General features: G+C 40.6%; 27 protein-coding genes. 15 read left to right on the top strand and 12 right to left on the bottom strand.

The features are described from left to right. Nucleotides 1-7: 7 nt before the first annotated feature. The 3 genes from CTN01_RS19160 to CTN01_RS19150 form a co-directional block, all read right to left on the bottom strand. On the bottom strand, nt 8-454 hold the full coding sequence (locus CTN01_RS19160; protein ID WP_045150413.1) for a flavodoxin: 447 nt from the start codon (nt 452-454) through the stop codon (nt 8-10). Between the two features lie 91 nt (nt 455-545). Next, complete coding sequence (truC, locus tag CTN01_RS19155) at nt 546-1,283, bottom strand: tRNA pseudouridine(65) synthase TruC (protein ID WP_045150414.1); 738 nt, start codon at nt 1,281-1,283, stop codon at nt 546-548. Nucleotides 1,284-1,292: 9 nt separating this feature from the next. Continuing rightward, nucleotides 1,293-1,613: a YqcC family protein gene (locus tag CTN01_RS19150; protein WP_005371645.1), complete on the bottom strand. Its 321-nt coding sequence runs from the start codon at nt 1,611-1,613 to the stop codon at nt 1,293-1,295. Nucleotides 1,614-1,799: 186 nt separating this feature from the next. Here CTN01_RS19150 and CTN01_RS19145 point away from each other — a divergent pair, with 186 nt between their 5' ends. The 4 genes from CTN01_RS19145 to CTN01_RS19120 all read left to right on the top strand — a co-directional run bounded on the left by CTN01_RS19145 (nt 1,800) and on the right by CTN01_RS19120 (nt 5,895). Continuing rightward, on the top strand, nt 1,800-2,840 hold the full coding sequence (locus CTN01_RS19145; protein WP_045150416.1) for a DUF3549 family protein: 1,041 nt from the start codon (nt 1,800-1,802) through the stop codon (nt 2,838-2,840). Nucleotides 2,841-2,858: 18 nt separating this feature from the next. Further along, nucleotides 2,859-3,173 carry a DUF3301 domain-containing protein gene (locus CTN01_RS19140; RefSeq protein WP_005371641.1) on the top strand — a complete coding sequence of 105 codons (315 nt, stop codon included), beginning with the start codon at nt 2,859-2,861 and terminating at the stop codon, nt 3,171-3,173. Nucleotides 3,174-5,357: 2,184 nt separating this feature from the next. After that, nucleotides 5,358-5,591: a DUF2789 domain-containing protein gene (locus CTN01_RS19125; RefSeq protein WP_373455433.1), complete on the top strand. Its 234-nt coding sequence runs from the start codon at nt 5,358-5,360 to the stop codon at nt 5,589-5,591. Nucleotides 5,592-5,622: 31 nt separating this feature from the next. Then, complete coding sequence (locus tag CTN01_RS19120; RefSeq protein WP_045150337.1) at nt 5,623-5,895, top strand: hypothetical protein; 273 nt, start codon at nt 5,623-5,625, stop codon at nt 5,893-5,895. Nucleotides 5,896-5,934: 39 nt separating this feature from the next. Here the strand turns inward: CTN01_RS19120 and CTN01_RS19115 are convergent, their stop codons facing one another. Together CTN01_RS19115 and syd are read right to left on the bottom strand one after the other, a co-directional pair. Continuing rightward, on the bottom strand, nt 5,935-6,711 hold the full coding sequence (locus tag CTN01_RS19115; protein ID WP_005371630.1) for a Zn-ribbon-containing protein: 777 nt from the start codon (nt 6,709-6,711) through the stop codon (nt 5,935-5,937). A 3-nt stretch (nt 6,712-6,714) separates the two neighbouring features. Then, nucleotides 6,715-7,269: a SecY-interacting protein gene (gene syd, locus CTN01_RS19110; RefSeq protein WP_045150336.1), complete on the bottom strand. Its 555-nt coding sequence runs from the start codon at nt 7,267-7,269 to the stop codon at nt 6,715-6,717. Between the two features lie 90 nt (nt 7,270-7,359). Between syd and queF the strand changes: the two genes are divergently transcribed. From queF to xni, 5 genes are all read left to right on the top strand, one after another. Next, complete coding sequence (queF, locus tag CTN01_RS19105) at nt 7,360-8,208, top strand: NADPH-dependent 7-cyano-7-deazaguanine reductase QueF (protein WP_045129128.1); 849 nt, start codon at nt 7,360-7,362, stop codon at nt 8,206-8,208. Between the two features lie 116 nt (nt 8,209-8,324). Next, nucleotides 8,325-10,604: a tetratricopeptide repeat protein gene (locus CTN01_RS19100; RefSeq protein ID WP_045150335.1), complete on the top strand. Its 2,280-nt coding sequence runs from the start codon at nt 8,325-8,327 to the stop codon at nt 10,602-10,604. Nucleotides 10,605-10,727: 123 nt separating this feature from the next. Further along, nucleotides 10,728-12,287: a GGDEF domain-containing protein gene (locus tag CTN01_RS19095; protein WP_045150334.1), complete on the top strand. Its 1,560-nt coding sequence runs from the start codon at nt 10,728-10,730 to the stop codon at nt 12,285-12,287. A 270-nt stretch (nt 12,288-12,557) separates the two neighbouring features. Then, nucleotides 12,558-13,931, top strand: coding sequence for a nucleotide 5'-monophosphate nucleosidase PpnN (ppnN, locus tag CTN01_RS19090; protein WP_045150333.1), 1,374 nt, complete (start codon nt 12,558-12,560; stop codon nt 13,929-13,931). 74 nt (nt 13,932-14,005) lie between these two features. Beyond that, nucleotides 14,006-14,782, top strand: a complete 777-nt coding sequence (gene xni / locus CTN01_RS19085) for a flap endonuclease Xni (protein ID WP_045150332.1) — start codon at nt 14,006-14,008, stop codon at nt 14,780-14,782. Nucleotides 14,783-14,853: 71 nt separating this feature from the next. Here xni and rlmM read toward each other — a convergent pair whose 3' ends face one another. Genes rlmM through CTN01_RS19065 form a run of 4 tightly spaced genes read right to left on the bottom strand, consistent with a single transcriptional unit; the run spans nt 14,854 to nt 17,913 of the window. Continuing rightward, nucleotides 14,854-15,939, bottom strand: a complete 1,086-nt coding sequence (rlmM, locus tag CTN01_RS19080) for a 23S rRNA (cytidine(2498)-2'-O)-methyltransferase RlmM (protein WP_005371612.1) — start codon at nt 15,937-15,939, stop codon at nt 14,854-14,856. A 10-nt stretch (nt 15,940-15,949) separates the two neighbouring features. Continuing rightward, nucleotides 15,950-16,309 carry a DUF423 domain-containing protein gene (locus CTN01_RS19075; RefSeq protein WP_045150338.1) on the bottom strand — a complete coding sequence of 120 codons (360 nt, stop codon included), beginning with the start codon at nt 16,307-16,309 and terminating at the stop codon, nt 15,950-15,952. 25 nt (nt 16,310-16,334) lie between these two features. Next, nucleotides 16,335-17,012: an alpha/beta family hydrolase gene (locus tag CTN01_RS19070; RefSeq protein ID WP_045150331.1), complete on the bottom strand. Its 678-nt coding sequence runs from the start codon at nt 17,010-17,012 to the stop codon at nt 16,335-16,337. Then, nucleotides 16,993-17,913 carry a transcriptional regulator GcvA gene (locus CTN01_RS19065; protein ID WP_005371607.1) on the bottom strand — a complete coding sequence of 307 codons (921 nt, stop codon included), beginning with the start codon at nt 17,911-17,913 and terminating at the stop codon, nt 16,993-16,995. Before CTN01_RS19065 ends, CTN01_RS19070 begins: the two co-directional genes overlap by 20 nt. Nucleotides 17,914-18,276: 363 nt before the next feature. Between CTN01_RS19065 and csdA the strand changes: the two genes are divergently transcribed. After that, on the top strand, nt 18,277-19,497 hold the full coding sequence (gene csdA, locus CTN01_RS19060) for a cysteine desulfurase CsdA (protein WP_045150329.1): 1,221 nt from the start codon (nt 18,277-18,279) through the stop codon (nt 19,495-19,497). Nucleotides 19,498-19,520: 23 nt separating this feature from the next. After that, on the top strand, nt 19,521-19,955 hold the full coding sequence (gene csdE, locus CTN01_RS19055) for a cysteine desulfurase sulfur acceptor subunit CsdE (protein WP_045150328.1): 435 nt from the start codon (nt 19,521-19,523) through the stop codon (nt 19,953-19,955). 84 nt (nt 19,956-20,039) lie between these two features. On the opposite strand, the gene tcdA is transcribed toward csdE, so the two are convergent. Then, a complete protein-coding gene (gene tcdA / locus CTN01_RS19050) occupies nt 20,040-20,849 on the bottom strand; it encodes a tRNA cyclic N6-threonylcarbamoyladenosine(37) synthase TcdA (RefSeq protein WP_045084836.1) in 810 nt (269 codons plus the stop codon). A 121-nt stretch (nt 20,850-20,970) separates the two neighbouring features. Beyond that, nucleotides 20,971-22,101 (bottom strand): murein transglycosylase A, encoded by a 1,131-nt coding sequence (gene mltA / locus CTN01_RS19045; RefSeq protein ID WP_045084835.1) that lies wholly within the window; start codon nt 22,099-22,101, stop codon nt 20,971-20,973. Between the two features lie 299 nt (nt 22,102-22,400). Between mltA and CTN01_RS19040 the strand changes: the two genes are divergently transcribed. Further along, nucleotides 22,401-22,616, top strand: coding sequence for a hypothetical protein (locus CTN01_RS19040; protein WP_005371580.1), 216 nt, complete (start codon nt 22,401-22,403; stop codon nt 22,614-22,616). Here the strand turns inward: CTN01_RS19040 and CTN01_RS19035 are convergent. Next, nucleotides 22,613-23,023 carry a DUF2850 domain-containing protein gene (locus CTN01_RS19035; protein ID WP_045150327.1) on the bottom strand — a complete coding sequence of 137 codons (411 nt, stop codon included), beginning with the start codon at nt 23,021-23,023 and terminating at the stop codon, nt 22,613-22,615. The genes CTN01_RS19040 and CTN01_RS19035 overlap by 4 nt on opposite strands. Nucleotides 23,024-23,194: 171 nt before the next feature. Here CTN01_RS19035 and argA point away from each other — a divergent pair, with 171 nt between their 5' ends. From argA to CTN01_RS19025, 3 genes are all read left to right on the top strand, one after another. Then, nucleotides 23,195-24,523: an amino-acid N-acetyltransferase gene (argA, locus tag CTN01_RS19030; RefSeq protein WP_045129115.1), complete on the top strand. Its 1,329-nt coding sequence runs from the start codon at nt 23,195-23,197 to the stop codon at nt 24,521-24,523. Between the two features lie 136 nt (nt 24,524-24,659). Next, nucleotides 24,660-24,815 carry a DUF5993 family protein gene (locus CTN01_RS23065; protein WP_005371575.1) on the top strand — a complete coding sequence of 52 codons (156 nt, stop codon included), beginning with the start codon at nt 24,660-24,662 and terminating at the stop codon, nt 24,813-24,815. Nucleotides 24,816-24,829: 14 nt separating this feature from the next. Beyond that, nucleotides 24,830-25,378: a disulfide bond formation protein B gene (locus tag CTN01_RS19025; RefSeq protein ID WP_005371573.1), complete on the top strand. Its 549-nt coding sequence runs from the start codon at nt 24,830-24,832 to the stop codon at nt 25,376-25,378. Nucleotides 25,379-25,395: the final 17 nt, after the last annotated feature.

Here is a 25,395-nt window from a genome sequence, read left to right as displayed (position 1 = left end):
TTCTCTGTTATATCTGTGCAATAAAGGTTTTAAACCAACCTTGGGCTACATCTAACGGCTCAAAATGGACACCCGCATCAATATCAAGGCGATCTTGTACAGGTTTAGCGCCTAACTCCACTAATAACGCATCAAATTGACGCCCAGCGCCACAAAAGCGATCTTCACCATAGCTTGAATCCCCTAACGCTATCACACCAAATTGCTGTTGAGGTAAGCGAGGAAATTGATCTTGCAGTGCGACATAAAGTGGCAACAAGTTTTCAGGGATCTCACCCTGTCCAGTTGTCGATGAAATGATGAGTACATTATCATCTTTGTAATCAAGAAAATCATCTAGCGTAGGGTCAAAATAGACCTGCGTATCAATCGACGTCGCACTCTTTGCTAATGCTTCTGCCAGATCTTCCGCACCACCATAAACAGATCCGATAAAAATACCTAATCGAGCCATAATGCCCTCCATTGCCACTATTAACTATCACCAATGTGGCAATGATAAGCTTAAAAATCAAGCACTATGATCAGATATAATTAAACTTCAATTAGTCTCGTACTAATAGATTGGGGGACCAATTAAACGCAGTCATGACGTTACGCCACGTCTCATCAATATCTGCACGAATATCAATTGCTTCACCTGTGATCGGGTGATCAAATTGTAATCTTGAGGCATGCAGCATTAAACGGTGACAATCATAATGTTCACGGAACATGCGGTTATGGCGTCCATCACCATGATTTACATCACCAATAATATGATGACTTAAATGGTGCATATGTCGACGTAGCTGATGCTTCCGCCCAGTTTCTGGTTTCATTTCAACTAAACAGTAACGACTGGTTGAGTAACGTCCTACTGCAATATCTGTTTCAACCGTCGCTAAGGGCTCGTAAGCCGTTACAGCAGGTTGTGCTTCTTTCTCTTCTGATGCATTTTTATCAGCGATCTTATCAAGCTCAACCTTCAACGGATAATCGAGCACTGCCGCTTCTTTTATCCAACCACGAACCACAGCATGATACGTTTTGTGCATATCGCGTCCAGCAAAAAGTGGCATCATTTGTGATGCAATCTCACTGGATAATCCAAACAACAAAACACCCGATGTTGGGCGATCTAAACGATGTAATGGGAAGACATGCTGGCCAATTTGATCTCGCAATGTTTGCATCACAAAAACAGTCTCATGACTATCTAGCCATGAACGGTGAACCAACATACCGGCAGGCTTGTTAACCGCAATTAAATAGTCATCGCGATATAAAATTTCAAGTTCCATTACATTCACTCAGTGTTGTTTAAATAGTAAATCTAGCTGACGTGTGACCGATAAAATATCGTTTACACCTACTTTTTCTTTCATTGCTTCTTCAATATAAGGACTAATCTCAAACTGTGTTGGCAACGGTAATTGTAAATCAATCAGTTGTCCGAATTTGGGAATAAAAATCCATTGTAACCATTGGTGACAATCTAATGTATCAATTGCAAATGGTTCTGTGCTTGTAAGTAGCTGCTCATCAGGAGGCGTTAATTGCCAATGAGAATGTTGACGTAGTACCAACTCTAATTCTTCAAGTAAACGTTGACTATGATGATATTTATCCATCTTTCCCCCTGATAGTAAGCCGCGCAGAATAGCACTTGAAACGAGATGACCCAAGTGATTCGAGCGTCTTAGTATCAAGATTCTGATACCTTTAGCCTACCCAATATAAATCCTTTGGTTAATAGGTATGCTTGGCTCACCGCAAAAGTTATACTGACTTCCTGACTTAGGAGCACAAATATGACCATGGATAAATTTCATACCCTGACCCAATTACTTGATAATGCAGGCTGCCAATACAACATTTTTGATCTCGGCCGCCGTGTGAATGAAATTGATGTTTCACAATTTAAAGCAGTCGAAGATAATCGCCAGCCTTATCCATGGCCATTACAGCAACATGCGCATTTAGCTATTTCTTTTTGGCAACCGCAACATGCACCGTGGATCTGGTTTCTTCGATTACCACTCGACGAGCGTGGTTTACTAAAACAGGCGGCTGTTGGTGATTTCATTAAGTATGTAATTGAAGCGATGGGCGCAACGCTTAATAGCGAGCCGACTGAAGAAGAGCAAGAAAAACTAGCTGCTAATCCTTATACGTTTAAACCAACTGATGACAAGATGGCTATTTTTCACGCCCAGATCCGTCATCAATTGGATTTACCAGCAAGCCAATATTACGAACATGCTCAGCAATATTTATCCGGTAAATTAGATTGGCAACAGTGGCAAGGTGTTGGTTTACAAGGTATTGCCGATATTTGTGCGCGAATGAAGCAAGAAAATAATGCTACCTTTATTCGTAAAGCAATTGCAAACCTTCCTATGACGCCACTTTATGCCCTACTTGGCTGCTTAGAGCACTGTACATTACCTGATCCTTTAAGTACTCGTATCAGTGAACATTTAAGTGCTGAAATCAATAGCCAAGATCCGGATCTATTTTTAGTTTCAGCGTTGATCCGTGCAATATCTGGCAGTGATAGCAAAATATTAACCCCTGCTCTTGAAAGCATTTTAGCCCAACCTGAATTGTGTCACCGCGAAGTGTTAATCGCTATTGCAGGTCGATGCTGGTCAGGGCTATTAGCAACAGACAACGCTGCAAAATTTTTATTACGCCTTGCTGAAACAAACGATCAAGCACTGTTCAATCAATTATTTGCAGATTTAGTCATGCTTCCTGTATTACGCGGCACCATGCTTCAAGTATTACATGGTCAAGCTGAACCTGCTTTAGTCGCCGCGATTGAGAAATTACAGCAACATGCTCGTGGGCAATAAGAGAATAGGAATAAAAGTTTGGACAATTTATTCGGAATACTACTTATCGCGATCATCGGTTTTTTATTTTGGCAGCAAAGACGACAAACAGAGTTAGCACAATATTTTATAGAGCAACGCTGTAAAAATATGGGGCTGCAATTACTGAGCTTTGCGAGAGGAAAACAAAAAATAAAAGATCATCGTGGAGAATGGGGGTGGCGTACTATCTTTGTCTTTGAGTTTTCTGCCGACGGGCATGATGCCTATCAAGGTTATTTAGAAATGAAGCGACTTAGAGCAAGCCATTTTTATATTCCCCCTCATCGTCTTCCTGAGGGTGAAGAGTATTAGTTTTTATATCACTATAAAAAGAACGGGCGCAACTTTCGTTGCGCCCTATGGCTTTACATGCAGCATTCCCGCTACTATGGTGCTCCCTGCTATCAATCCTTGATATACTTAAATCCCCAGTGTAGCTCCAAACTCTATCCTAGAGTTGCTCTTCGGTAGTTCCTTGACCCATCAATATTCCAATATTGACTCTCTCTTCCGTCCTGGAGGTGTCCTTTACTTCATCCTAAAGCTGTTCCTGACTTCATCAATGAAGATTATTCCCTACTCAATCCTAGAGTGTTCCACTCACTCCATCCTAGAGCACTATCCCTAAACTTCATCCTGAAGTGTTCCATGTCATCCAGACCAGTAAATATCCTATTTACCTCACTACATCCTGTAGTTTTCCCTGCACAATCCTTGTTAGATAGCCCCACTATCTATCCTCATCCTGAGGTAGCTAATCCTTAGCTGTTCCATTTCCTAATGCCGTTCCCTTTCGACAAGATAGATATTACTAGATTAGTAATAATGAACAACACATATATAGATTATGAAAAATAAAGACTCTTTATTAAACCATCAACCGCAAATATAACCTACTGATATTAAATGATAATTTATTTTTAATTACTATTTTTACGATTAAAAAAAGAATTAATCCCACAGCGATGTAAGAGATCTCTTACAAAGTGAATAGATAAAGAGAGATAAAGAGAGATAAAGAGAGATAAAGCATAAAAATAAAGACAAAATAGAGGGAAGAGAGGCGTTGAATGTTAGATAACGTATAAAAAGAAGTATAAAAAAGAGATATGAAAATGTTAGAGAGGTATAAAAAAGAGCGGGCGCGACTTGCGTCGCGCCCTTAGGTCTTACTTGCAGCATTCCCGCTACTATAGTGCTCCCTGCCTCATTCCTTTGACTGCCGATTCCTTCAGCATTGTCCTTGTGCTTCGTCCTGAAGTTGTTCCTTTGGTTATCCTAACCCGTCACCACATCCTGTTATGACTCTCTTCTCCTTCCTGGAGGTGTCCTTTACTTCTTCCTGAAGTGTTCCTTTTGTCATCCTGACAGGTAAACATCCTGCTTACCGAACTCTATCCTAGAGTGTTCCCTTCACAGTCCTTGTTTGATAAACCATCCTAGCCTATCAACCTCTCATCCTGAGACCACTACATCCTGTAGTATATTCCTGTTCCGTTCCGTCAGTTCCTTCCGACACCATTAATATTACGTCAATCACCGTAATAAACACAGATACCAAAATACATTTATTTTCTATTGAAAAAAAACAAAATACGTACACAGTAATAAATACATTATAATCATGTAGTTAATTGCATAACAGAGACATTTGATGTCAGATAAACAACAGATATCCCACGCATTTGTAAGAGATCTCGCACAAGGAAGGAAGAGATTAACGATATAAAAACTGAAATATTCTTTTATATTTAATCTTTTTACGTATAAATCGACATATGCGTCACGCTGTAAAAACAACTTTCGTTATAAAAGAAAGGAAAAGGAACAAAGATATTTTCCTTTAAACAAAAAGAGAGGGCGCGACTTTCGTCGCGCCCTTAGGTCTTACTTGCAGCATTCCCGCTACTATAGTGCTCCCTGCCTCATTCCTTTGACTGCCGATTCCTTCAGCATTGTCCTTGCGCTTCATCCTGAAGTTGTTCCTTTGGTTATCCTAACCCGTCACCACATCCTGTTATGACTCTCTTCTCCTTCCTGGAGGTGTCCTTTACTTCTTCCTGAAGTGTTCCTTTTGTCATCCTGACAGGTAAACATCCTGCTTACCAAACTCTATCCTAGAGTGTTCCCTTCACAGTCCTTGTTTGATAAACCATCCTAGCTTATCAACCTCTCATCCTGAGACCACTACATCCTGTAGTATATTCCTGTTCCGTTCCGTCAGCTCCTTCCGACGCCAATAAGACTACGCGATTTGCTTTTTTAAACAATAAAGCTCTAGCAATAATTTATAAAACATTTTTTGATAAAATAAACACCAATATACAGACCATTTAAAATCAACAAGATAAAAAACAAAGTAACGAGATATAGTATGTTTATAGGATTATTTTCTCACGCATTTGTAAGCGATCTCTCACAACAGTAATAGTAAAAAAAGACAGTTTTAATACACTATACTTTGCTTAATATCTCGGTCATGATTATGAGGAAGCGATGATGGAACAATTTCAGCACAATTTATCTCATTTATTCAGCCAATTAGGACTTAATAATTCAGATGAGTTTATACAATCATTCATCATCCAACATCAGTTAGCCCAACATCAAAATATTGCTGAAGCACCTTTTTTCTCTGCTATACAACGCCGATTTATAAAGGAATGCCAAGAGCAAGATGCAGACTGGTGTGAAGTGATTGATCAACTTGATGCTTTACTGAGAAAGTAAATGCGTTGTTATATGTAGGATACTAAAAACAATGTCGACAATTACCCAAGAATTAGAGAATGCGATTTGTTCTTTAATCTCAGAAGGAAAAGAGCCTTCTGTTGCCTTAATAAAATCACGATTAGCAAACCCTCTGCCGATACCTGTTATTATCAAAGCACTTCAAGCATGGAAAAAAAATGCCAAAGTGCCAACGATTGAAAAGCAAACCAAAGAGCTCACTGCTGATGAACGTATCACTCAACTCGAACAACAGATCATCACACTTTCAACTCGCTTGGCTAAATTAGAAGCTCAGCAATAATAAAAAGGCTCCTTTGATCAAATCAGGAGCCTTTTTATATTATTGATAGTTCCACGATAGGTTTGAAACTAATCGACATTTATCGCACTTGAAATGGAATAAACCATGTAAAGGCTCCTCTACACGCCAATCATTTCCACACTTAGGACATGTTCGGTTTATTTCACTCTCGAGATTTTCTCCACCAACACGATAGAGGTAGTAATAAGTAGGGATCTGAGTTGTTGATTCGATCTGATCACGTAATTTCTCACCACGAGAAAATAGTTCACTATCAACCTCACCAATTTCATCTAGTGCCATTTTTATTGCAGGTTGGCTCTTATTTGCCATCTGAATTTCATCAAAGGCTTGCCACTCTGTTTGCCATTTAACCAATGCTTTATAATCACCATCAAGATGGGCACCTGTCTGATAGAGTGGGATCGGTAATAATGAATCACCACTACGTAGCGGCGAACATGTATGTACGTAGGTTGTATAAAGCACTTGCCACGATGGCTTGCTCTGCTCAGCTGCCGCTTCTGAGTTTAAATCAATCCCTAACACTTTTATTTTTGGTGTCAGTAAACAAGCATCACTCAACTTTTCAATACAGCGCGTCACTTGTTCACTATTGTATTTGGGGTGCAGACTGTCTTTTTCAGGGCATACTGCACGTACACGAAAAACCCCATCATCAATCGTAATAGGAAACTCACGTCCTAACACTTGACCGTTATAACGTAGATCATCCATTAATCCATTAATGGCACGATCCACACGTGATAGCGTTGTATTATCAAAACACTCAAACTGTAACTCTACAACGTACACTCTTTATTCCTCTGTTAATACGGGGGTTAACTGAGTTAAGAACTCTTCAACATTAACCGCTAACACTTCACGAATATCTTTACCTAGCGTTTCTCGTAAGACATTACCCGTTAAATTACAGATAGAGATCACTTCAAACTCAGCTTCTAATGCGGCAATAAAGACAGTTGGCTTTAGCTTTAAACGGCGTTGTGTCACTAAGTGGCCTAAAATATTTTGTTGTAAACGATCTATATCATCTTCATTAAAAGCTTGTAGTAAATCCAACTCAATATCACCAAATTTCGCTCGCATATCACCACTAAATTGTGAGCAATAAAAGTCATGAACATCTTGATGTAGTGCAAGCTCAATCCCTTTCTCGACTCCAGATAACGTTCCAATAGGATTTCGTGGCATTGGCTTCCATGTCACCATATCGCCAGAATCATGGATCACACAGGGGGAATCTAAGCCAACAAGATCATGACTTTCTGGAAAACCGCGATCTGCATCACACCATGCTTGCAAATAACGAGAAGAAAAATCAGATAAAGCACAGGTAACTGGATGATTCATTCGCAACCTCATTAAAGATTCAGTAAACTTTAGACTTGAAAACCGTTTTTTACGGACTATCAATTCTAATCCAAGAGTGTCATAGACAGTATGAGTAAATATAAAGACGCTAAAGAATTAGCTGGTTTAACCCTTGGTCAAACCACAGAGTATAAAGATCAGTACGACCCATCGCTACTACAAGCAGTACCGAGAAGCCTAAACCGTACCGATCTCAATATCAGTGATGATGCACTCCCTTTCACTGGCTATGACATTTGGACGCTGTACGAATTGTCATGGTTAAATAGCAAAGGACTACCACAAGTTGCCATTGGTGAGGTACGTCTACCCGCTTCAAGTCCAAACTTGATTGAATCTAAATCTTTCAAACTTTACCTCAATAGCTTTAACCAAACTCGATTTGAAAGTTGGCAAGGTATTGCAGATACACTGCAGATTGATCTATCACGCTGTGCGGGCGCTGATGTTGACGTTACTATTCAACCATTAGAAGATTTTAGCGAGCAACCAATCGTAAATTTCTTTGGTGCTTGTATTGACGATCAAGATATTGAAATTGAAGACTACTGTTTTAATCCGGCACTACTAGAAAATAGTGTTGAAGAGGAAGAAGTAGAAGAAATTCTTCATAGCCACTTATTAAAATCAAATTGCCTGATCACCAGTCAACCCGATTGGGGTAGCGTTCGTATTGCTTATAAAGGCAAACGTATTAATCGTGAAAAACTGTTGCGATACATCATTTCATTCCGTAACCATAATGAATTCCACGAGCAGTGTGTTGAGCGTATATTCAGCGATATTATGAAATACTGTAAACCTGAATTATTAACGGTATATGCACGTTATACTCGCCGTGGTGGCTTAGACATAAACCCTTATCGTACCAATATGGGTAAATCACCTAGCGACAACTTCCGCCTCGCTCGCCAGTAATTCGACTCTGTTAGCGAAATCAACATTAAGTCCAGCAAAAAACCTGTCTTTGCTGGACTTGATGCCTTAAGCCAGTAAAATCAATACTATTCGTTTTTTTGTTGTCTTGGGATGATATGTTTTTTCGCCGTTTGCTTTGCACTGTTATCTTTTTGTTTTCAATTTCCTTCAGCCTGCAAGCAAAAACCTACACCGTCCCTATGCTTTCTGAAGCTAACAGCTTGCTACTTAGTCAGCCTGAGCGAGCACTTTCTATCACCCAAAAATACCTCAGCCAGCGTCGCTTAAGTAAACCTCAAGACCCAGCTAGAGTGCATATCAATGAAGAAAGTGATCACACCATCCGAACGCCATTAAATACGGTGAATGCACTACAAATTCAAGCTAAAGCGCTATCGATTTTGCAACGTTCAGAACAAGCTATAAGTGTTATCAAAAAAGCTGAAAAAATCGCTACTGAACATCACCTTATTTATCCTCTATATGAAAGTCAGTTATTGCTAGCTACATTCTATTGGGAAAATCTTCGCAATAGCACTACTGCATTAAAAATGCTCGATAATATTGATGCTGAAAGTCGCAAAGCTCCCTCACTCAAGCTAACAAAGCAACTACAAGTCCTTAAATATCGTTCATTAATGTTACGTGCCAACATTGAATCAACTATTGGTGCTGATGAAAAAGCAGAAAAACTATATATCAAAGCCAAGGGTTATTTAGTGGCATTAGATGATCAAGACGAGCTTATTAATTACCAATTAAAACTGGGTCAACATTATTTAAACCATCACCACTATGATATGGCGCTCGATCGTCTACTTAGTGGTTATTGGCTAGCGGTTGAAACGGATGATCAAGGGCAAATAGCTCAAGCTAACTATTATTTAGCTGAGTTATTTGATGAGCGAAAAGTATTTGATAAGGCACTCGATCATGCAACCCAAGCGGGTGAGTTTTTCGAGCGCTATAAGCGCAGTCAGCAACTAGCTAAGACCTTAACGTTAATTGCTTCTATTTATGAACAACAAGGGCGTTATAACTTAGCGCTGGTTCACTATTTCAACGCGTTAGACCAAGAAAACCAACTTGAACACGATGTTCGCTCAGCACGGTTACGTTTAAATATTGCTCGTGTGTATCTGCATTTATACAACTACACCAAAGCAGAAACTTATATCGTACAAGCACGTAACTTAGCGCTACAAACGGGTAATGAAAACATTGTAGCTGAAAGCCAAATCTTGCAGGGCCAATTAGAGCTTGCTGAAAACAAGCTCGATGATGCGGTAACCTCTCTTCAAGCAGGTTTAATTTCAGCCAGTCGTATTGGTGCTATCAAGTTACAACTCTTGGGTGAATCTATCCTTTCAGAAGCCTTTGAAAAGCAAAATGATTACTACAACGCGTTATTGAGTCAGCGTCGCTATGAACAGTTATATGCTGGCCAACAAGAAAGTATTGCAAGAAGTAATGTTGAAGTATTTAAACAACAACAAAAAATGATGGAGCGCTCACTTAAGCTTGAAGAGATGGAGCGTGAACAATTTGAAAGTGAAAAAGCTTTATATAAACAGCAAAAAATCACCATGATTTTAATTGGTGTTTTAGCCTTTATGCTTTTGCTATTATTCCGTCGCCAACATCTGAATAAACAACTCAAGCAACAACTAGCACAACTGCGAACGGATTATTATACCCATCCCCGTAGTGGTCTACGTAACTTACGAATGCTCAATGCGCGTTTAGCAAACTCACTTCAGCAAAGTAGTGCCAACTTTGAGCAGTGGCACTTAGGTGAAATAATCAATGAACCGCTAAGTGACCGATTACGCTTTGCGTTATTTGAAGTATCTTGCTTAAAGCGAATTTACTTAGAGCAAGGCTATAAGCAAGGCTTAGATGCCGAAAAGGCCTTTGGCTTGTATTTACAAGAACAAGTATTAGAGCCAGCAAGGATCTATCACTTCTCCGATGCCATGTTCTTATATATAGAGCCGAACGCACGGTTAAGTTGCGATCCTAAACAGTTAGCGGATTCATTACAGCAACTTGTTGATAACTATGCGCTTAAAAATAATCTCAATAATGATATTCAAATCGGTATGGCAGAGTACCCATTCTTACCCCGCGCTTATACGGCGATTAATGACCAAGAGCTTATTGATATCTTATTAATGGCAGTCAATGCGGGAGTGAAGATGAATGACAGTGAACCAGGTAGCCATTGGGTACATTTATGCGCTATCGATGCCGCACCAGCAGCCAGCTTTGTCTGTGGCGATATTCGTCGTTCTTGTATTGAAGGCATTGATAAAGGGCTTGTGAAAGTACGAAGCTCATCCAAATCAGATATTATCTGGAATAATGATCACAGTACTGACATAAATGTAAGTTAAGTTACTCAAGCTTTTTTTTTAGATGTCGAAAATAGTTGAGGTACGTGTAAATTTAAAGCTTTGAGGAAGAAAAACTTCAATGAAGAAGATAGATATTAATACTAATGATGAATAAGTAACCCTGTGACAGATATTAATTCGGTTGTTTCTGAAGTGAGTAACTTGAAGCAACGCTTAGACCAAGCTCAACTTTCTTATCGTGATGCCTCTTTAAAGTCACGCCGTGAAATCGTGATATTAAAACGCCTCATCACACGATTAGTTATCGCTTGTAGAGGCATAAATTCTGAACTCGATGAGCGTTTAGAAAGTATTCGTCACGAGTTAGAACAACCGACAGATATCAGTAAACTTATCCCTCGCTTAGCTGTTATTGAACGTTTAGTTAACCAACAAGCTGATATTGTTCATAAACAGAATCTGCGCTTAAATCAAAAAATTCATCAGGCGGGAGAAACGCTTTCTCGCCACCGTGATTTACCCGTTCAGTTACGACGTGATCTACGCGCCGTACTGAACCATGACTCAGGTGCTTTACTCGACAACCACCGCCGTATTTTACGTTTGTTAGAACTTTATGAGCGAACGATAAAACTAGGCTCTGCGACCAAAGTTACCCATGCAGCAGACGTTGTAGAAAAGTCGACACATCACCTAGAGCTAGTTGCCGAGTTACAACATCTTATTACTGAAATAGATTTTAACGGTGAGCATGGTAATCAGCTGATTGAGATCAAATCTCAACTTAACAACGAACTTGATACTCAACAACTGACAAAAATTCAGTTCCAAGTATTACGTTTAATCTTAGATGCGACTTTGTATGAACGCCAAGCTTCACAAAGCTTTCTTAATAATATTAATAGTGACTTAGCCGAACTGCACAAAGATAGCCATCAAACAGCAGACAAATCGTACACATTACATCAACACAGAAGTGAGTTGGATAACGAATTATCACACGTTACCCAACAACTAAAAATAAGCTTATCTGATAACGCAAACCTAGAAGATAAACGTCCAACGCTTCATGCTGCTGCGAACGAGATAGACAGCATTGTAGAAAGAAATATCGCACTTCAAGAACGAGAGCGAGCACTTATTGAGCAACAGCAACATAACGAAAAACAAATTCAGCAGTTGATCCAACAAACCCATAGTTATCGTCAACGTCTACATGATCAAGAACAAAGCATGCTACGAGACTCGTTAACTCTAGCCTATAACCGTAATGCATTTATGGATCGTATTCAGCATGAATATCACAACTGGAAGCGTTATGAATATGCACTACCTGTTGCGCTTATTGATGTTGATAGTTTCGGTGAAATCAACAGTAAATTTGGCCACCTTGCTGGTGATAAAGCATTAAAAATTATCGCTAAAAACATTCAACAATGTTTATCTGACACTGATTATTTAGCACGTTTTAGCAGCGATGAATTTATGCTTATCATGCCTGATTGTGATGAACAAACTCGCAATAAAAAGCTTACTAATATTCGAGAGGCTATCAGCCAACTCCCCTTCCGATTTAAAGACCAAAACCTGTCTATTTCAGTCTCTATCGGCGCAACCTTATTTGAAGGTAATGATGACCATAATGTTGTTATCGAGCGAACTGTAAAAGCATTATCTAGCGCAAAAAGCGCTGGAACTAATCGCCTAATTTGGATCTCTTAAAACACCAATCAAATACTTTTTCTTAAATACCTTTCTTAAAAGTAATATGATAGTGAAAATAGACGCCTAATTTTTATTATTAACATCTAGTCAAATGTATATTCACTGTGTATGGTAATAAAAACAAACACTATTTTAGTGCTTCCTCCAAACACTTTCTTATAGTCGATACCTGATGGGGGAATAACCTCAAATCATCAACTTACTCTGCTTGATTTTCGCATATCGCAAGAACCAAACTGAGCTTTCATTGTTTCCAGGGAGGTTACTATGATCACACATATCAGTCCTGTTGGGGCTATGTCCCTGCTTTCCCAAATAGAAGTCGATAGCTTAAAAGCAACCGCTTCCAGTGACTTATACCGCCTATATCGTAACTGTTCACTGGCAGTACTGAATTCCGGTAGCCATACCGATAACTCAAAAGAGCTATTAGAAAAAAACAAAGATTTTAATATCAACCTAAAACGTCGCGAACGTGGTATCAAGTTAGAGTTGGTCAACCCACCTGAGCATGCGTTTGTAGATGGTAAGATCATTTCGGGTATTCAAGAGCATATGTTCTCAGTATTGCGCGATATTATTTATGTCGATATGCATGTTGCTCGCCGTAATGATATAGATCTTAGTAGTGCACCGCACATCACTGATTTTGTCTTTAGCTTATTGCGTAATGCTCGTACCCTTCATGCCGGTGAAGACCCAAATATTGTTGTTTGTTGGGGCGGTCACTCTATCAACCCTACTGAATACCAATACACCCGTGAAGTGGGCAATGAACTTGGTCTTCGTGAGCTCAATGTCTGTACAGGATGTGGGCCTGGCGCAATGGAAGGGCCAATGAAAGGAGCTGCTATCGGTCATGCGAAGCAACGCTATAGCAGCAGCCGTTTTATAGGGTTAACTGAGCCCTCAATTATTGCCGCAGAGCCACCAAACCCAATCGTTAATGAATTAGTCATTCTGCCTGACATTGAAAAACGTTTAGAAGCTTTTGTTCGCGTTGGACACGGTATTATTATTTTCCCGGGCGGTGCAGGTACTGCGGAAGAATTACTCTATATTCTAGGGGTGCTGATGCAGCCTGAAAATGCCGAACAACCGATGCCGGTAGTATTAACAGGGCCGAAAGAAAGTGAAGATTACTTCCGTACGCTTGATGATTTTATTCAGAATACTTTAGGCGAAGAGGCGACCAAGCATTACCAGATCATCATTGACGATCCAGAGCAAGTTGCACAAGTCATGAAAACAGCCATGACCAAAGTTAAAGAACATCGTCGAGAAATCGGAGATGCCTACTGCTTTAATTGGTCACTCAAGATCCCTGAAGAATTTCAGATGCCTTTTGCACCTACTCATGAAGCGATGGCAAATTTGGATCTTCATATGGATCAACCCGTTGATAAACTTGCAGCCAACCTTCGTCGTGCTTTCTCTGGAATTGTCGCTGGTAACGTCAAAGAAGAAGGTATTCATGAAATTGAACGCCATGGCCGCTTCAAAATTGATGGTGATAAATATTTAATGGATCGGATGGATAAGCTGTTACAAGATTTCGTTAAACAGCAACGAATGAAGTTACCCGGCAGCAAATATGAGCCCTGCTATGAAATTATAACAGCAGATAAAGCAACAAAATAATCACAACATCAATGATTATAATTGCGTACAATAAGGAGCCTTAGTGCTCCTTTTTATTTACAAAGAATTTGTTTATGGCTATCCACCTTGTTGTTATTGATGCTCTTAATCTCATTCGTCGTGTTCATGCGGCTCGTCCTGGTGAACCTGATGTAAAAGCGACAGCGGAGACCTGTTGTCGAGCACTGAAAAAAATCATCAAGATCAGCCAACCAACCCATATTGTGGCAGTATTCGATCATCATGGTGATGATCGTGGCTGGCGAGCTGAACTTCTTCCTCACTATAAAGAAGGAAGAAAACCTATGCCTGATGAACTCATGACGGGGATGGATATTATTCAAGATGCCTTTATGGAGATAGGGATTGATTCACTGCTCTCTGATGGTGATGAAGCCGATGATCTCGTCGCTACCCTTGCGCTAAAAGTCGCCTCTCGTGGTGAGCAAGTAACCATCATTTCGACGGATAAAGGTTACTGCCAGTTATTACAACCGACACTGCGCATTCGTGATTACTTTCAAGAGCGCTGGCTAGATAGTGCTTTTATTGAAAAGGAATATGGCGTAGCGCCAGATAAGCTAACGGATTATTGGGGACTTGCAGGAATAAGTTCGAGTAAGATCCCGGGTATTGCAGGTATCGGTCCTAAAGCCGCTGTAGAGTTACTCAGCCTATACCCAACGTTAGAAACTATTTTGTCAGCAGATGATCTGCCTGCTAAATGGAAAAAGAAAATTGATGGTCACCACGATGTGGCGCTTGCAAGTAAAGCGGTATCAAGTTTAAAAACTGATTTAGAGTTAGGTTTTAACCTGCAAGATATTCGTTACATCATGCCACAAGCCTAAGAGATTCTCGATACAAAAATGCCACTGCAATACAGTGGCATTTTTTAAACTATCGCGGCTATCTCTTTCACTTAGTGTGGAGAGCGTGTATCTAGACGCTGAATGTGAACCGTAATTTCTTCGCGATCATGGTATAAATGCTTAGCCTGTAGCTTGAACTTAACACCATTTTGAATAAGAAATACTTTCAGATTTTCAATATCTTGAAGCACTTCATCATAACGACCTTTCATCGGTAATTTTAAGTTAAAGATCGCTTCTTTTGCCCACGCTTTAATTAACCACTCACCCATTAAGTGAGCCACACGCGCTGGCTTTTCAATCATGTCACAAACAATCCACGTAACGTTCTTACGTGCTGGCTCAAATTTAAAACCATCAACGGCATGGTATTTAACTTGGCCTGTATCCATCAAGCTTTGTGCCATTGTACCGTTATCAATCGCGTGAACGAACATCGAGCGTTTCACCAATTGATATGTCCAGCCACCAGGACAAGCACCTAAATCAACACCCCACATACCTGGCGCTAAACGCTCATCCCACTCATGTCGAGGAATAAATACGTGAAATGCTTCTTCTAATTTCAGCGTTGAGCGGCTTGGCGCATCTGCTGGGAATTTTAAGCGTGGAATACCCATAAAGAACTGTGAGTTATTCGAACTATAGGAATAACCTACAAAACAACAACCAGGTGCAACGAAACACACATGAAGCACAGGCTTTTTGTTGTTATCTTTCGCGTATAAAATCTCACGCTTACGCATAGCTTGACGTAGTGGCACCGTAAATTTACGACAGAACTTTAATAATTCTTTCGCTTCATTGGTATCTGGTGTTTCAACACGAAGATCACCACAACGAGGGAAGTCATTACCAATCGCTTCTAAGATCGGAGAAATACGATCATCAGCCGGTAGGTCCGTTAACATCTGCGATGCCGCAAACATTTGACGTGCAAAAATTAACTGTGAAAATGGTTGTAATTGAATAAATTTATCCGCATCACCTGCTTGATAAAATTCAAATAACACATAACCTGAATTGTTTTTTACCCGAGGGAAACCAAACAATTCCAGCGTATTTGCTTTGTCTTGAACTTCACCCGCACATTCTTTTTCAAAGCCAGGACGACAATACAATAAAACATGATTCACGTTGGAACCCTCAAGCTGAACGCCAGGCTGCTACTGCAAGCATTACCCAGCCAATAATAAAACATACTCCGCCCATCGGTGTGATGGGACCAAACCACTTAATGCCTGTTAATGCCAATGCATATAAGCTGCCACTAAAACAGATTATACCAAGGGTGAAAAACAGAGCGGCGTATGATACAGCTTTTGAAGACAAAAAGCGTGTCAATATTCCACACCCCAATAAAGCGAACGTATGCCACGCTTGATATTGTACGCCAGTCTTAAATACATCGAGTAAATAAGGCGATAAATTCTGCTTTAAACCGTGTGCAGCAAATGCCCCTAACCCTACCGTTAATGCTCCACTCATTGCCGCGACAAAGAGCATCCAACGCGTTCGGTTTTGTAATGGTTCAGTCACAACAGAGCTCCTTAATAAACCGCGCTAATCGCTCAATGGTGGTTGCTATATTGTCAGCTTCCGTAAAACCAGAGGCTTTTCGCGGTTTAAAACTATGATCACCGTCAGGAAGAAACGCAATCTCTACATTGGGAGAAAACGCCCATTGTGCTATTTCTGCTTTAGTACCAAACGTGTCTCGCTCACCTTGTAGGATCAATGTTGGTACCGAAATCGACGCCAAATGATCACCACGAAAATTTTCAGGTTTCCCCGGTGGATGAAAAGGAAAACCTAAACACACCACACCTTTGACTTTCGCTGCGCAGTTTTCTATATCCGGGCTTTGCTCGGCAACCTCTGTTGCCATAATACTCGCCATTCTACCGCCCATTGATTTACCGCCAATGACTAACGAACTGCCAGCAAAGGTTTCGATATGACGTTGAAAATCAATCAAGAGTTTTGGTTGGCGATCAGGCGGTCGCTTTTTACCATCTTCAGCACGTTTAACCATATATGGAAAATTAAACCGTACTACCCGAATATCTTGCAGCGCTAAACCTTCAGCGACTGCCGTCATAAAGGTATGATCCATTCCCGCCCCTGCACCATGCGCAAACAGAAATGTTGCTACAGCGGTACCTGATTTAGGTTCGTTAATCATGTATTCACTGGCTAAGTTCGACATCAGGCATATCCTCTTGTTCACGACGTGCTTTAGCTAACACCCAATCTCTAAATATTTGAATTCGTCCAGTATCAGCTTGGCGCTCTTGGCAAACAAAATAGAAGGCGTTTTTACTCACTAACACTTCATCAAATGGACACACCAAGCGTCCAGCTTCTAATTCTGGTTGTGCTAATACATTATTTCCCAGCGCAATTCCCTGACCATGCGCTGCAGCTTGTAACACCATGGTTGAGTGACTAAAAATAGGCCCTTGGTTAACGTTAACCCCTTGCACGTCATAATGACGAACATAATTCTTCCACTCTTTTCGAGAAGTATCGTGTAACAAGGTGTGTAGTTTTAAATCGTCTAATGTGCGCAGCGGTTTCGCCCCTGTCAGCAGCATTGGCGAACAAACAGGCATCATAAACTCTTGATATAATTTATCGGCACGCAAGCCAGACCAATTACCTCGACCATAGTAAATCGCCACATCGACATCATCAGTGAGCGATCCTTCATCCAAATCGACCGCTTTAATACGTACGTCAATATCAGGGTGTTGTTCATTAAAATCGGTTAAACGTGGCACCAACCATTGGATGGCAAAACTAGGAGGTAAACTAATGGTTAATGCACCTTTAGCACCTCGTTCCAAGACCTTATCAGTCGCATCAGATATCGCTGAAAAGATATCTTTAATATCGAGAAAGTAGCCCTGTCCTTCCTCTGTTAACAATAGAGAACGATTACGACGGCGGAATAACTTTAAGCCTAGAAATTCTTCTAACGCTTTAATTTGATGACTAACTGCGGCTTGAGTAACAAATAACTCTTCAGCAGCACGAGTAAAACTCAAGTGTCTTGCTGCCGCTTCAAACACCTTTAATGAGTTGAGCGGAGGTAAACGTCTAGACATACTTTTCTCGACTATTTAATGCATTAGTTTTTTTTATCCTGAACATTATAAATTGTCCATTGTTCAACTACTAGAGAAACCCTATTATCTCCACGCAATATTGATTTAATCCTCTGTTCTTTGCCCTCTGGCTAACCAGCTTAATCAATATTGCGTGTTGTGTTTGCATATTATCCGAATCCTTTCGGACGGATGGAATGACCATCCTTTATTTCCTGTATTTTTGACTATACAGTCAAAGCTATTTTTAGCACTGCGCCCCAACGCAGTGCTATTTTTTTATCAATATAAAGCCATCAATACTTGCTCTCTGACTTATTTATTAGCATGATCCTTCGTTCAATCTTAGCTATGTGAACAACCATGACCACTCAATTTGATATCTCAACTATTTTGGCTCAATTCCCTGCCTTGCAACACACAGATGGTGAATTACCGCCAGTGTACCTAGACAGTGCAGCAACCGCACAAAAGCCAGCCGTGGTTATTGATACAATCACTGAGTACTATCGTGGTTATAATGCCAATGTGCATCGTGGCAGTCATAGCCTCACAGCGAATGCGACGCTGCGCTTTGAACAAGCAAGAGAAACCGTGCAACACTTCATTGGCGCAGCGCACAGCAAAGAAATTATTTGGACTCGTGGCGCAACAGAAGCATTAAATTTAATTGCTCAAACTTATGCCCGCGCAAATCTAACTGCCGGAGATGAAATTCTAGTCAGTGAATTAGAGCATCACGCCAATATCGTGCCATGGCAAATGATAGCGGCAGAAACCGGTGCACACGTCATTAAAATCCCGATGCGCGATGACTGTACTTTAGATCTAGATGCGTTTTATTCGCTCTTATCGGATAAAACAAAAATCGTCGCAGTAGCCCACATTACCAATGTTACGGGTACCCGTAACCCAATTGAAGAAATTATTCACGCAGCCCACCAGTATAACGCAATTGCTGTGATTGATGGGGCACAAGGTATTGCTCATGAAGATATCGATGTCACTGCACTCGATGCTGACTTCTATGTGTTTTCAGGCCATAAAATATATGCTCCTGCTGGTATTGGCGTTCTTTATGGCAAGCAAGCGCTACTTGAAGCAATGCCACCTTGGCACGGCGGCGGTAAAATGGTGGAAAAAGTCTCTTTTGAAGGTACAACTTTCGCCGCACTACCGGGTAAATTTGAAGCTGGCACCCCTAATGTAGCAGGATGTTTAGCGTTAGCCGCAGCAATTAATTGGCTCAAGCAACTGGATAGACAAGGCGCTGAAGTACATATTGAAAACTTGCGCCACAAAGCCATCGAAGGCATTAAAAATATTGATGGCTTACGTATTATAGGATTACAACCGAAAGCAAGTTTATTCTCTTTTGTCGTTGATGGGGTGCACCATCAAGATATTGCGACCCTATTAGATCAACAAAATATCGCGCTGCGTGCTGGTCACCACTGTGCACATCCCATGCTTGATGCACTAGGCTTAACAGGAACATTACGCGTATCATTAGCGCTTTATAACACCGAGCAAGATGTAGAGCGCTTTATCACTGCACTACACAAAGCCTGTGATTTACTTTAATGCGGTTATCTGGATTGAATACTATGACTGAACTTACACTTCCCCATCACCCTTTCGGCACCGACATTTCTGATACAGACATTGTGGCTCAAATGCAAAACGCTTCAAGCTGGGAAGATCGCTATCGCACTGTCATTCAACTAGGTAAGAAACTGCCGGTAATGGCAGAAGAAGACAAAGATGAGCGGTTAAAAGTTAGTGGTTGTGAATCGCAAGTTTGGCTTCGCCACCAGCAAGTTGGTGATCACTTTTACTTTCAAGCTGATTCTGACGCGCGTATTGTTCGTGGCTTAATAACACTCGTACTTGCCGCATATCACGGTAAAACGCGTACAGAGATCAGTGAGTTTGATATTGATGGCTACTTTGATTCACTCGGTTTAATTGCCCATTTGAGTCCGTCTCGTGGCAATGGGTTAAAAGCGATTGTTGAGCAAATAAAGCAACTCGCAAGCTAAACAAGATTTATCATTCCTAGAAATAGCACAGCAACAAAAAAGGCAGACCATATGATCTGCCTTTTTCATGTAGCTGCCTATCGATCACTGTTTATGTTTCTCGATAAGCTTACGCAATATTTGTGATACCGCGACAAAACCAAACGTTGCTGTTACAACAGTTGCCGCGCCAAAACCACTTGCGCAATCCATACGCTTAGGCCCTTCAGCAGTCGCTTTTACTGCACACACAGAGCCGTCGGCTTGTGGGTACTTCAGTTGCTCTGTTGAAAATACGCAATCAATACCAAACTTACGTTTTGGGTTTTTCGGGAAGTTATGATGACGACGCAAGGTATCACGTAACTTTTTCGCCAATGGATCTTGAATTGTCTTGGTTAAATCAGCGATCTGAATTTGTGTTGGGTCCATTTGACCGCCAGCACCACCTGTGGTGATCACCTTAATTTTATTGCTTTTACAGTATGACAGCAGTGCCGCTTTTGGCTTCATGCTATCTATCGCATCGAGTACGTAATCAAAGTCTTTTGACAAGTATTCAGCTTGATTTTCAGGTGTAATGAAATCATCTATAAGATTCACTTTACACTCAGGATTGATTAAGTGAATACGCTCAGCCATTACTTCAATTTTGCTTTTACCTACTGTCCCAGTCATGGCATGTATTTGACGATTAATATTCGTCACACACACATCATCCATATCTATCAGGGTAAGTTCCCCAATACCTGAACGTGCTAGCGCTTCTGCCGCCCATGAACCAACACCGCCAATACCAATCACACACACATGTGCAGCACGAAGAATGTCTACTTCGCTATTACCGTATAAGCGACGTGTACCGCCAAAACGTTGGTTATAACTGTCGGATGCTGGGGTATCAAGTTCACGCATAGTATTTCTTCACTGAGCTGATGGATAAAGAAAGAGTGCGTTTTTATACGCACTCTTAATAGGATTGTCCAGTTGTTAGCATCACTCAAGCGTGTTGGAAATGCTTTCTAACAGTACCAAACTATGGCTTAAGCCAAGGGTCTTGTGTTGCAGTCCCTTCTAAGCCTAAACGCCATACACGGCCAAAGTGCTTGTAGTGGCCCGCATCAGTACCAGCTTGCTTACCCATCCCGTGATAAAGATCGAGGTGGTTTTTCTTCACCGCACCGCCGGTATCTAACGCCAGTAATAAACGTAATACGTGCTTACCCGTCCAATGACCTTGAGCATCAAGCTCGGGTACTTCAGCTAATAGCGCAGAGCCCATTGGAATATATTTACGATCTGCCGCTACTGCAGCATTAGCAAGTAACGGAATACCCGCGCTGCCTTTAACATCTAACGTTTTCGTTGGTTTAAAGAAAACAAATGATGGATTTTGCTCTAGCAATTCACGTACTTCAGCATCACTATGGGTGGATACCCACTCTTGAATAGCTTTCAGTGACATTTTTTCTTTCGGCACTTCACCACGATCAATCAATACTCGGCCAATACTCACATAGCGGTGACCATTTTTACCGTTATAACCAAAGTATTCTAATTGATCATTGTCTTCATAATGCACAAAGCCACTGCCTTGAACTTCCATCATGAAAATATCTAGCATGGATTTGCTGTAACCTAACTCCAAGCCCTTACCCTTTAACGCACCATTGTAAATTTCAGCGCGAGATGGGCAACGACCATTACACTTAGGCATTGCATATACAGGGTAACGGAACTCTGCATTTGGTGTATGACGAAGTTCAATAACAGGTGAATAATAACCAGTAAACATCACATTACCTTTATTATCACCACCGCCCATTTGCGCCGCTTCAATGCCGTAGTTTGCCAATGTGCTTGGATCGCCACCCGCACTAATCCACTTTTCAAGCTGGTTATACAGCGGGCCATATTTGCGGGCCATTGATGGAGAACGTGTGACTACCATTTCAGCTTGAGGAGCAAAGGTGGTGTAATCTCGCTGCTTATCTGACTTAATTGTTGAAACACGATTTAATACATGTGAAAAATAGTTACCAAGATATTGGTGAGCTAATGGATTTTTTTGAATAGCGGTTTGTTCATTGGTTGATTGTGCATCGTTATTCGATGCACAACCTACTAAACCAAACATAATAATAGCGATTGCTGCTTTACGTAACACGATAGATAAGCCTATAAAATTTTAAAATGCGAGATACAGCTAATATGGTAGATATATGTGAATGAAGGCAATAGTAGCAAATCAATAACAATATAACGTAATAATCTTAAGTCATATTTGTATCTAAATGTCATTGTAGTGTTTGCATTTTCACTCAACGAATATAGATATTTATATTGTTAATAACTCCCCCAGTGTCATATTCTTGACATATACAAGCGATTTAATAAAATCGTAATAAAAAATAAACAACTTACAAACGAATAATAAAAATAACGCACTCATAAGGATATAAAGAGATGCAATCACCACTTAAAGTTGGCAAAGATACCTTGTTAGATCCCAATGCTATTGAATACCAATGGATCAGAAATTTAACTAGCGAAGGGGTCCCTCAACACCAAATTAACCACGTGATCCAACATTGTCTCGGCGGTACACCGCAGATAGCTGATCTCTTGAGACAAATAGCACTCAAGCAAAGTTCCATCCATGAGCTACTAAAACTGATCTAATCGAGTAGTAACGGTGTGCGTACAAATGTAGAAATGTAATGTGCGGGCTGCTGACGAATAAAGTTATTCTTATGATAAAGATAAGAGTAATGCTGTTCACCTAATTGATAGCTCAATATTTGGCCATCCCAGCAATACTGTGTCGTTACTAGTCGCCCATCACGATAAATACCCAGTGGACGAACTTCAAAACTATCTGCCGCATATTGCGCGACATCATGCTCTTTCCAATAGCCATATATGGCTGCAGATGAAGGGGGCTTTAACCAAGAAGATAAGGCTGTTTTTGATACAAACAGGCCAGTGAGTGCTAAACCACCAACTAATAGCAAGATCAAAATAATTGTTTGTGAATGTTTTGTCATCATATGATAAGTACTGACTTTAGATGATTGTACTTTATCCAATTACCACCTCCACAAAAACCACTAATTCAATTTAAACTAACAGGTTGTTCGCAATGTTAATTTAAAATCATCGCTATAACATCTTTGCAAATACTATCACTTAAATACTGTACAAATTGATAAATTAATTTACTTTATCCATATAACTTTTTTGTACATGGATGTCAGATAGTGAAAAGACGTAGTACACCGCTGGTTAAAGGATTCAGGCAATCAGCTCCCTACCTAAATGCACATGTTGGGAAAACCATGGTGATCATGGTGGGTGGAGAAGCATTTGCCGATCCCAACTTCGATAATATCGTCAATGATATCGCATTACTTAACAGCCTAGGCATTCAAATCGTTATTGTCTACGGCGCTCGCCCACAAATCAGTACATTATTGACAGAGCAAGATTGTCATTCTCCTTATCACAAAGGGATCCGTATTACCGATGAACGAGCATTAGAAATTGCCAAGCAAGCAGCGGGACAACTTCAGTTAGATATCACCGCTCGCTTTTCAATGGGGCTCCATAACACCCCAATGGCAGGCGCGCAGATTAATATTATTAGTGGCAACTTTATTATCGCCCAACCTCTCGGTGTCGATGACGGCGTAGATTATTGTCATAGTGGAAAAATTCGTCGTATTGATACCGATGCGATTAAACGCCAGTTAGAGCAAGGTTCCATTGTACTACTCGGCCCCATCGCGAGTTCAGTAACGGGCGAGTGCTTTAACCTCACCTCTGAAGAGGTCGCAACCCAAGTTGCTATCCGCTTAAAAGCCGACAAGCTTATTGGTTTCTGCTCAGAGCAGGGAGTCGTGGGCGATAACGATGAAATTATCTCTGAATTACTGCCAAACGAAGCCGATCATATCCATCAGAAACTTGTCGCACAGCGAGCGCAAGACTGTGGTACTGGGCGTTTCCTACGTGGTGCTATTAGTGCTTGTCGAGCTGGCGTTCCTCGCAGCCACCTAATCAGCTACAAAGAAGATGGTGCATTAATTCAAGAGCTTTTTTCTCTTGATGGTATCGGCACCCAAATCGTAATGGCGAGTGCAGAAAAAGTGCGACGCGCCAACATTAATGACATTGGTGGCATTCTGGATCTGATCCAGCCATTAGAGCAAGAGGGAATTTTAGTTCGACGTTCCCGAGAACAACTAGAGCAAGAAATTACTCAATTTACGATTGTAGAGCGTGACAATTTAATTATCGGTTGTGCTGCGCTTTATCCCTTTCCTGAAGAGAAAATGGCTGAAATGGCTTGTGTGGCGATTCATTCTGACTTTAGGGATGATAATCGCGGTGTATTACTGCTCAATGAGTTATGCCTACAAGCACGCCAACAAAACCTCGAACATTTATTTGTATTAACCACTCAAAGCTTACACTGGTTCCGCGAACAGGGCTTTTCTGAATGTGATGTCGATAGGCTGCCAATGGCAAAAAAAGCACTCTATAATTACCAGAGAAGATCAAAGATCCTCATTACAACAGTAAAATAATTGACACAAAATTAACAAAAGGCTGTCTTAAGGGCGTAAAATTGTCTGTGTAGAGTTATTTTATTAAAAACATGCTCAACTAAGATAACGATACAAACATTATAAAAACACAAATTACTTTAGGTTAAATCAACTTATGATGAGTTTAATATTTCTATTACTTTTGATTGCAATGGTCAGCGCTTTCATTGGTAAAAAAAACGTAGGATATGCATTTTTTGCTGCATCCGTAATTATTGGCTTGTACTGGTTTCATCACCATGCAACTGATTCACTATCGATTTTATTATAGAGGGGGAATGATTAATGAATAATAAACATGTAACCCTTCTTAATAGCTTGGGTCTATTAGGTATTACCTTTGTATTATTAATGGGCTCAGTATTACAAGTCGCTTGGAATGAATTACCTTGTCCACTGTGTTTATTGCAGCGTCTTGGTTTTGTTATGGTAATGTTCGGCTTTATGCTTAATGTCGTTTATGGCACTCAGCAACGCCATTATGGTGTGATCTTAGTCGGTGCATTATTTGGCGCAGCGACAGCGCTTCGCCAAGTATCGCTACACGTTATCCCTGGCACACCGGGTTTTGGTAGCCCGATCCTTGGTATGCACTACTACACATGGGCATTTGTGATCTTTGCTATGGCTATCGCCGGTGTCGCACTACTTCTCCTACTTTGGAATAAAGAGTGGACAAGCGAAAATTATCAAATGAACAAATTTGGTAAGTTTGTTTGTATTCTAGCGATTGTTGCCGTTTTAATTAATGTTATTTCTACATTCCTTGAATGTGGCCCTTACCAATGTCCAGATAACCCTGTTAGTTACTGGTTGTTAGACATGTTTAAGTAACATCTTAAATAACGAAC

This window comes from Photobacterium angustum, from assembly GCF_003026365.1.
GTDB lineage: Bacteria > Pseudomonadota > Gammaproteobacteria > Enterobacterales > Vibrionaceae > Photobacterium > Photobacterium angustum.
This window is presented reverse-complemented; position numbering and strand designations above follow the sequence as displayed.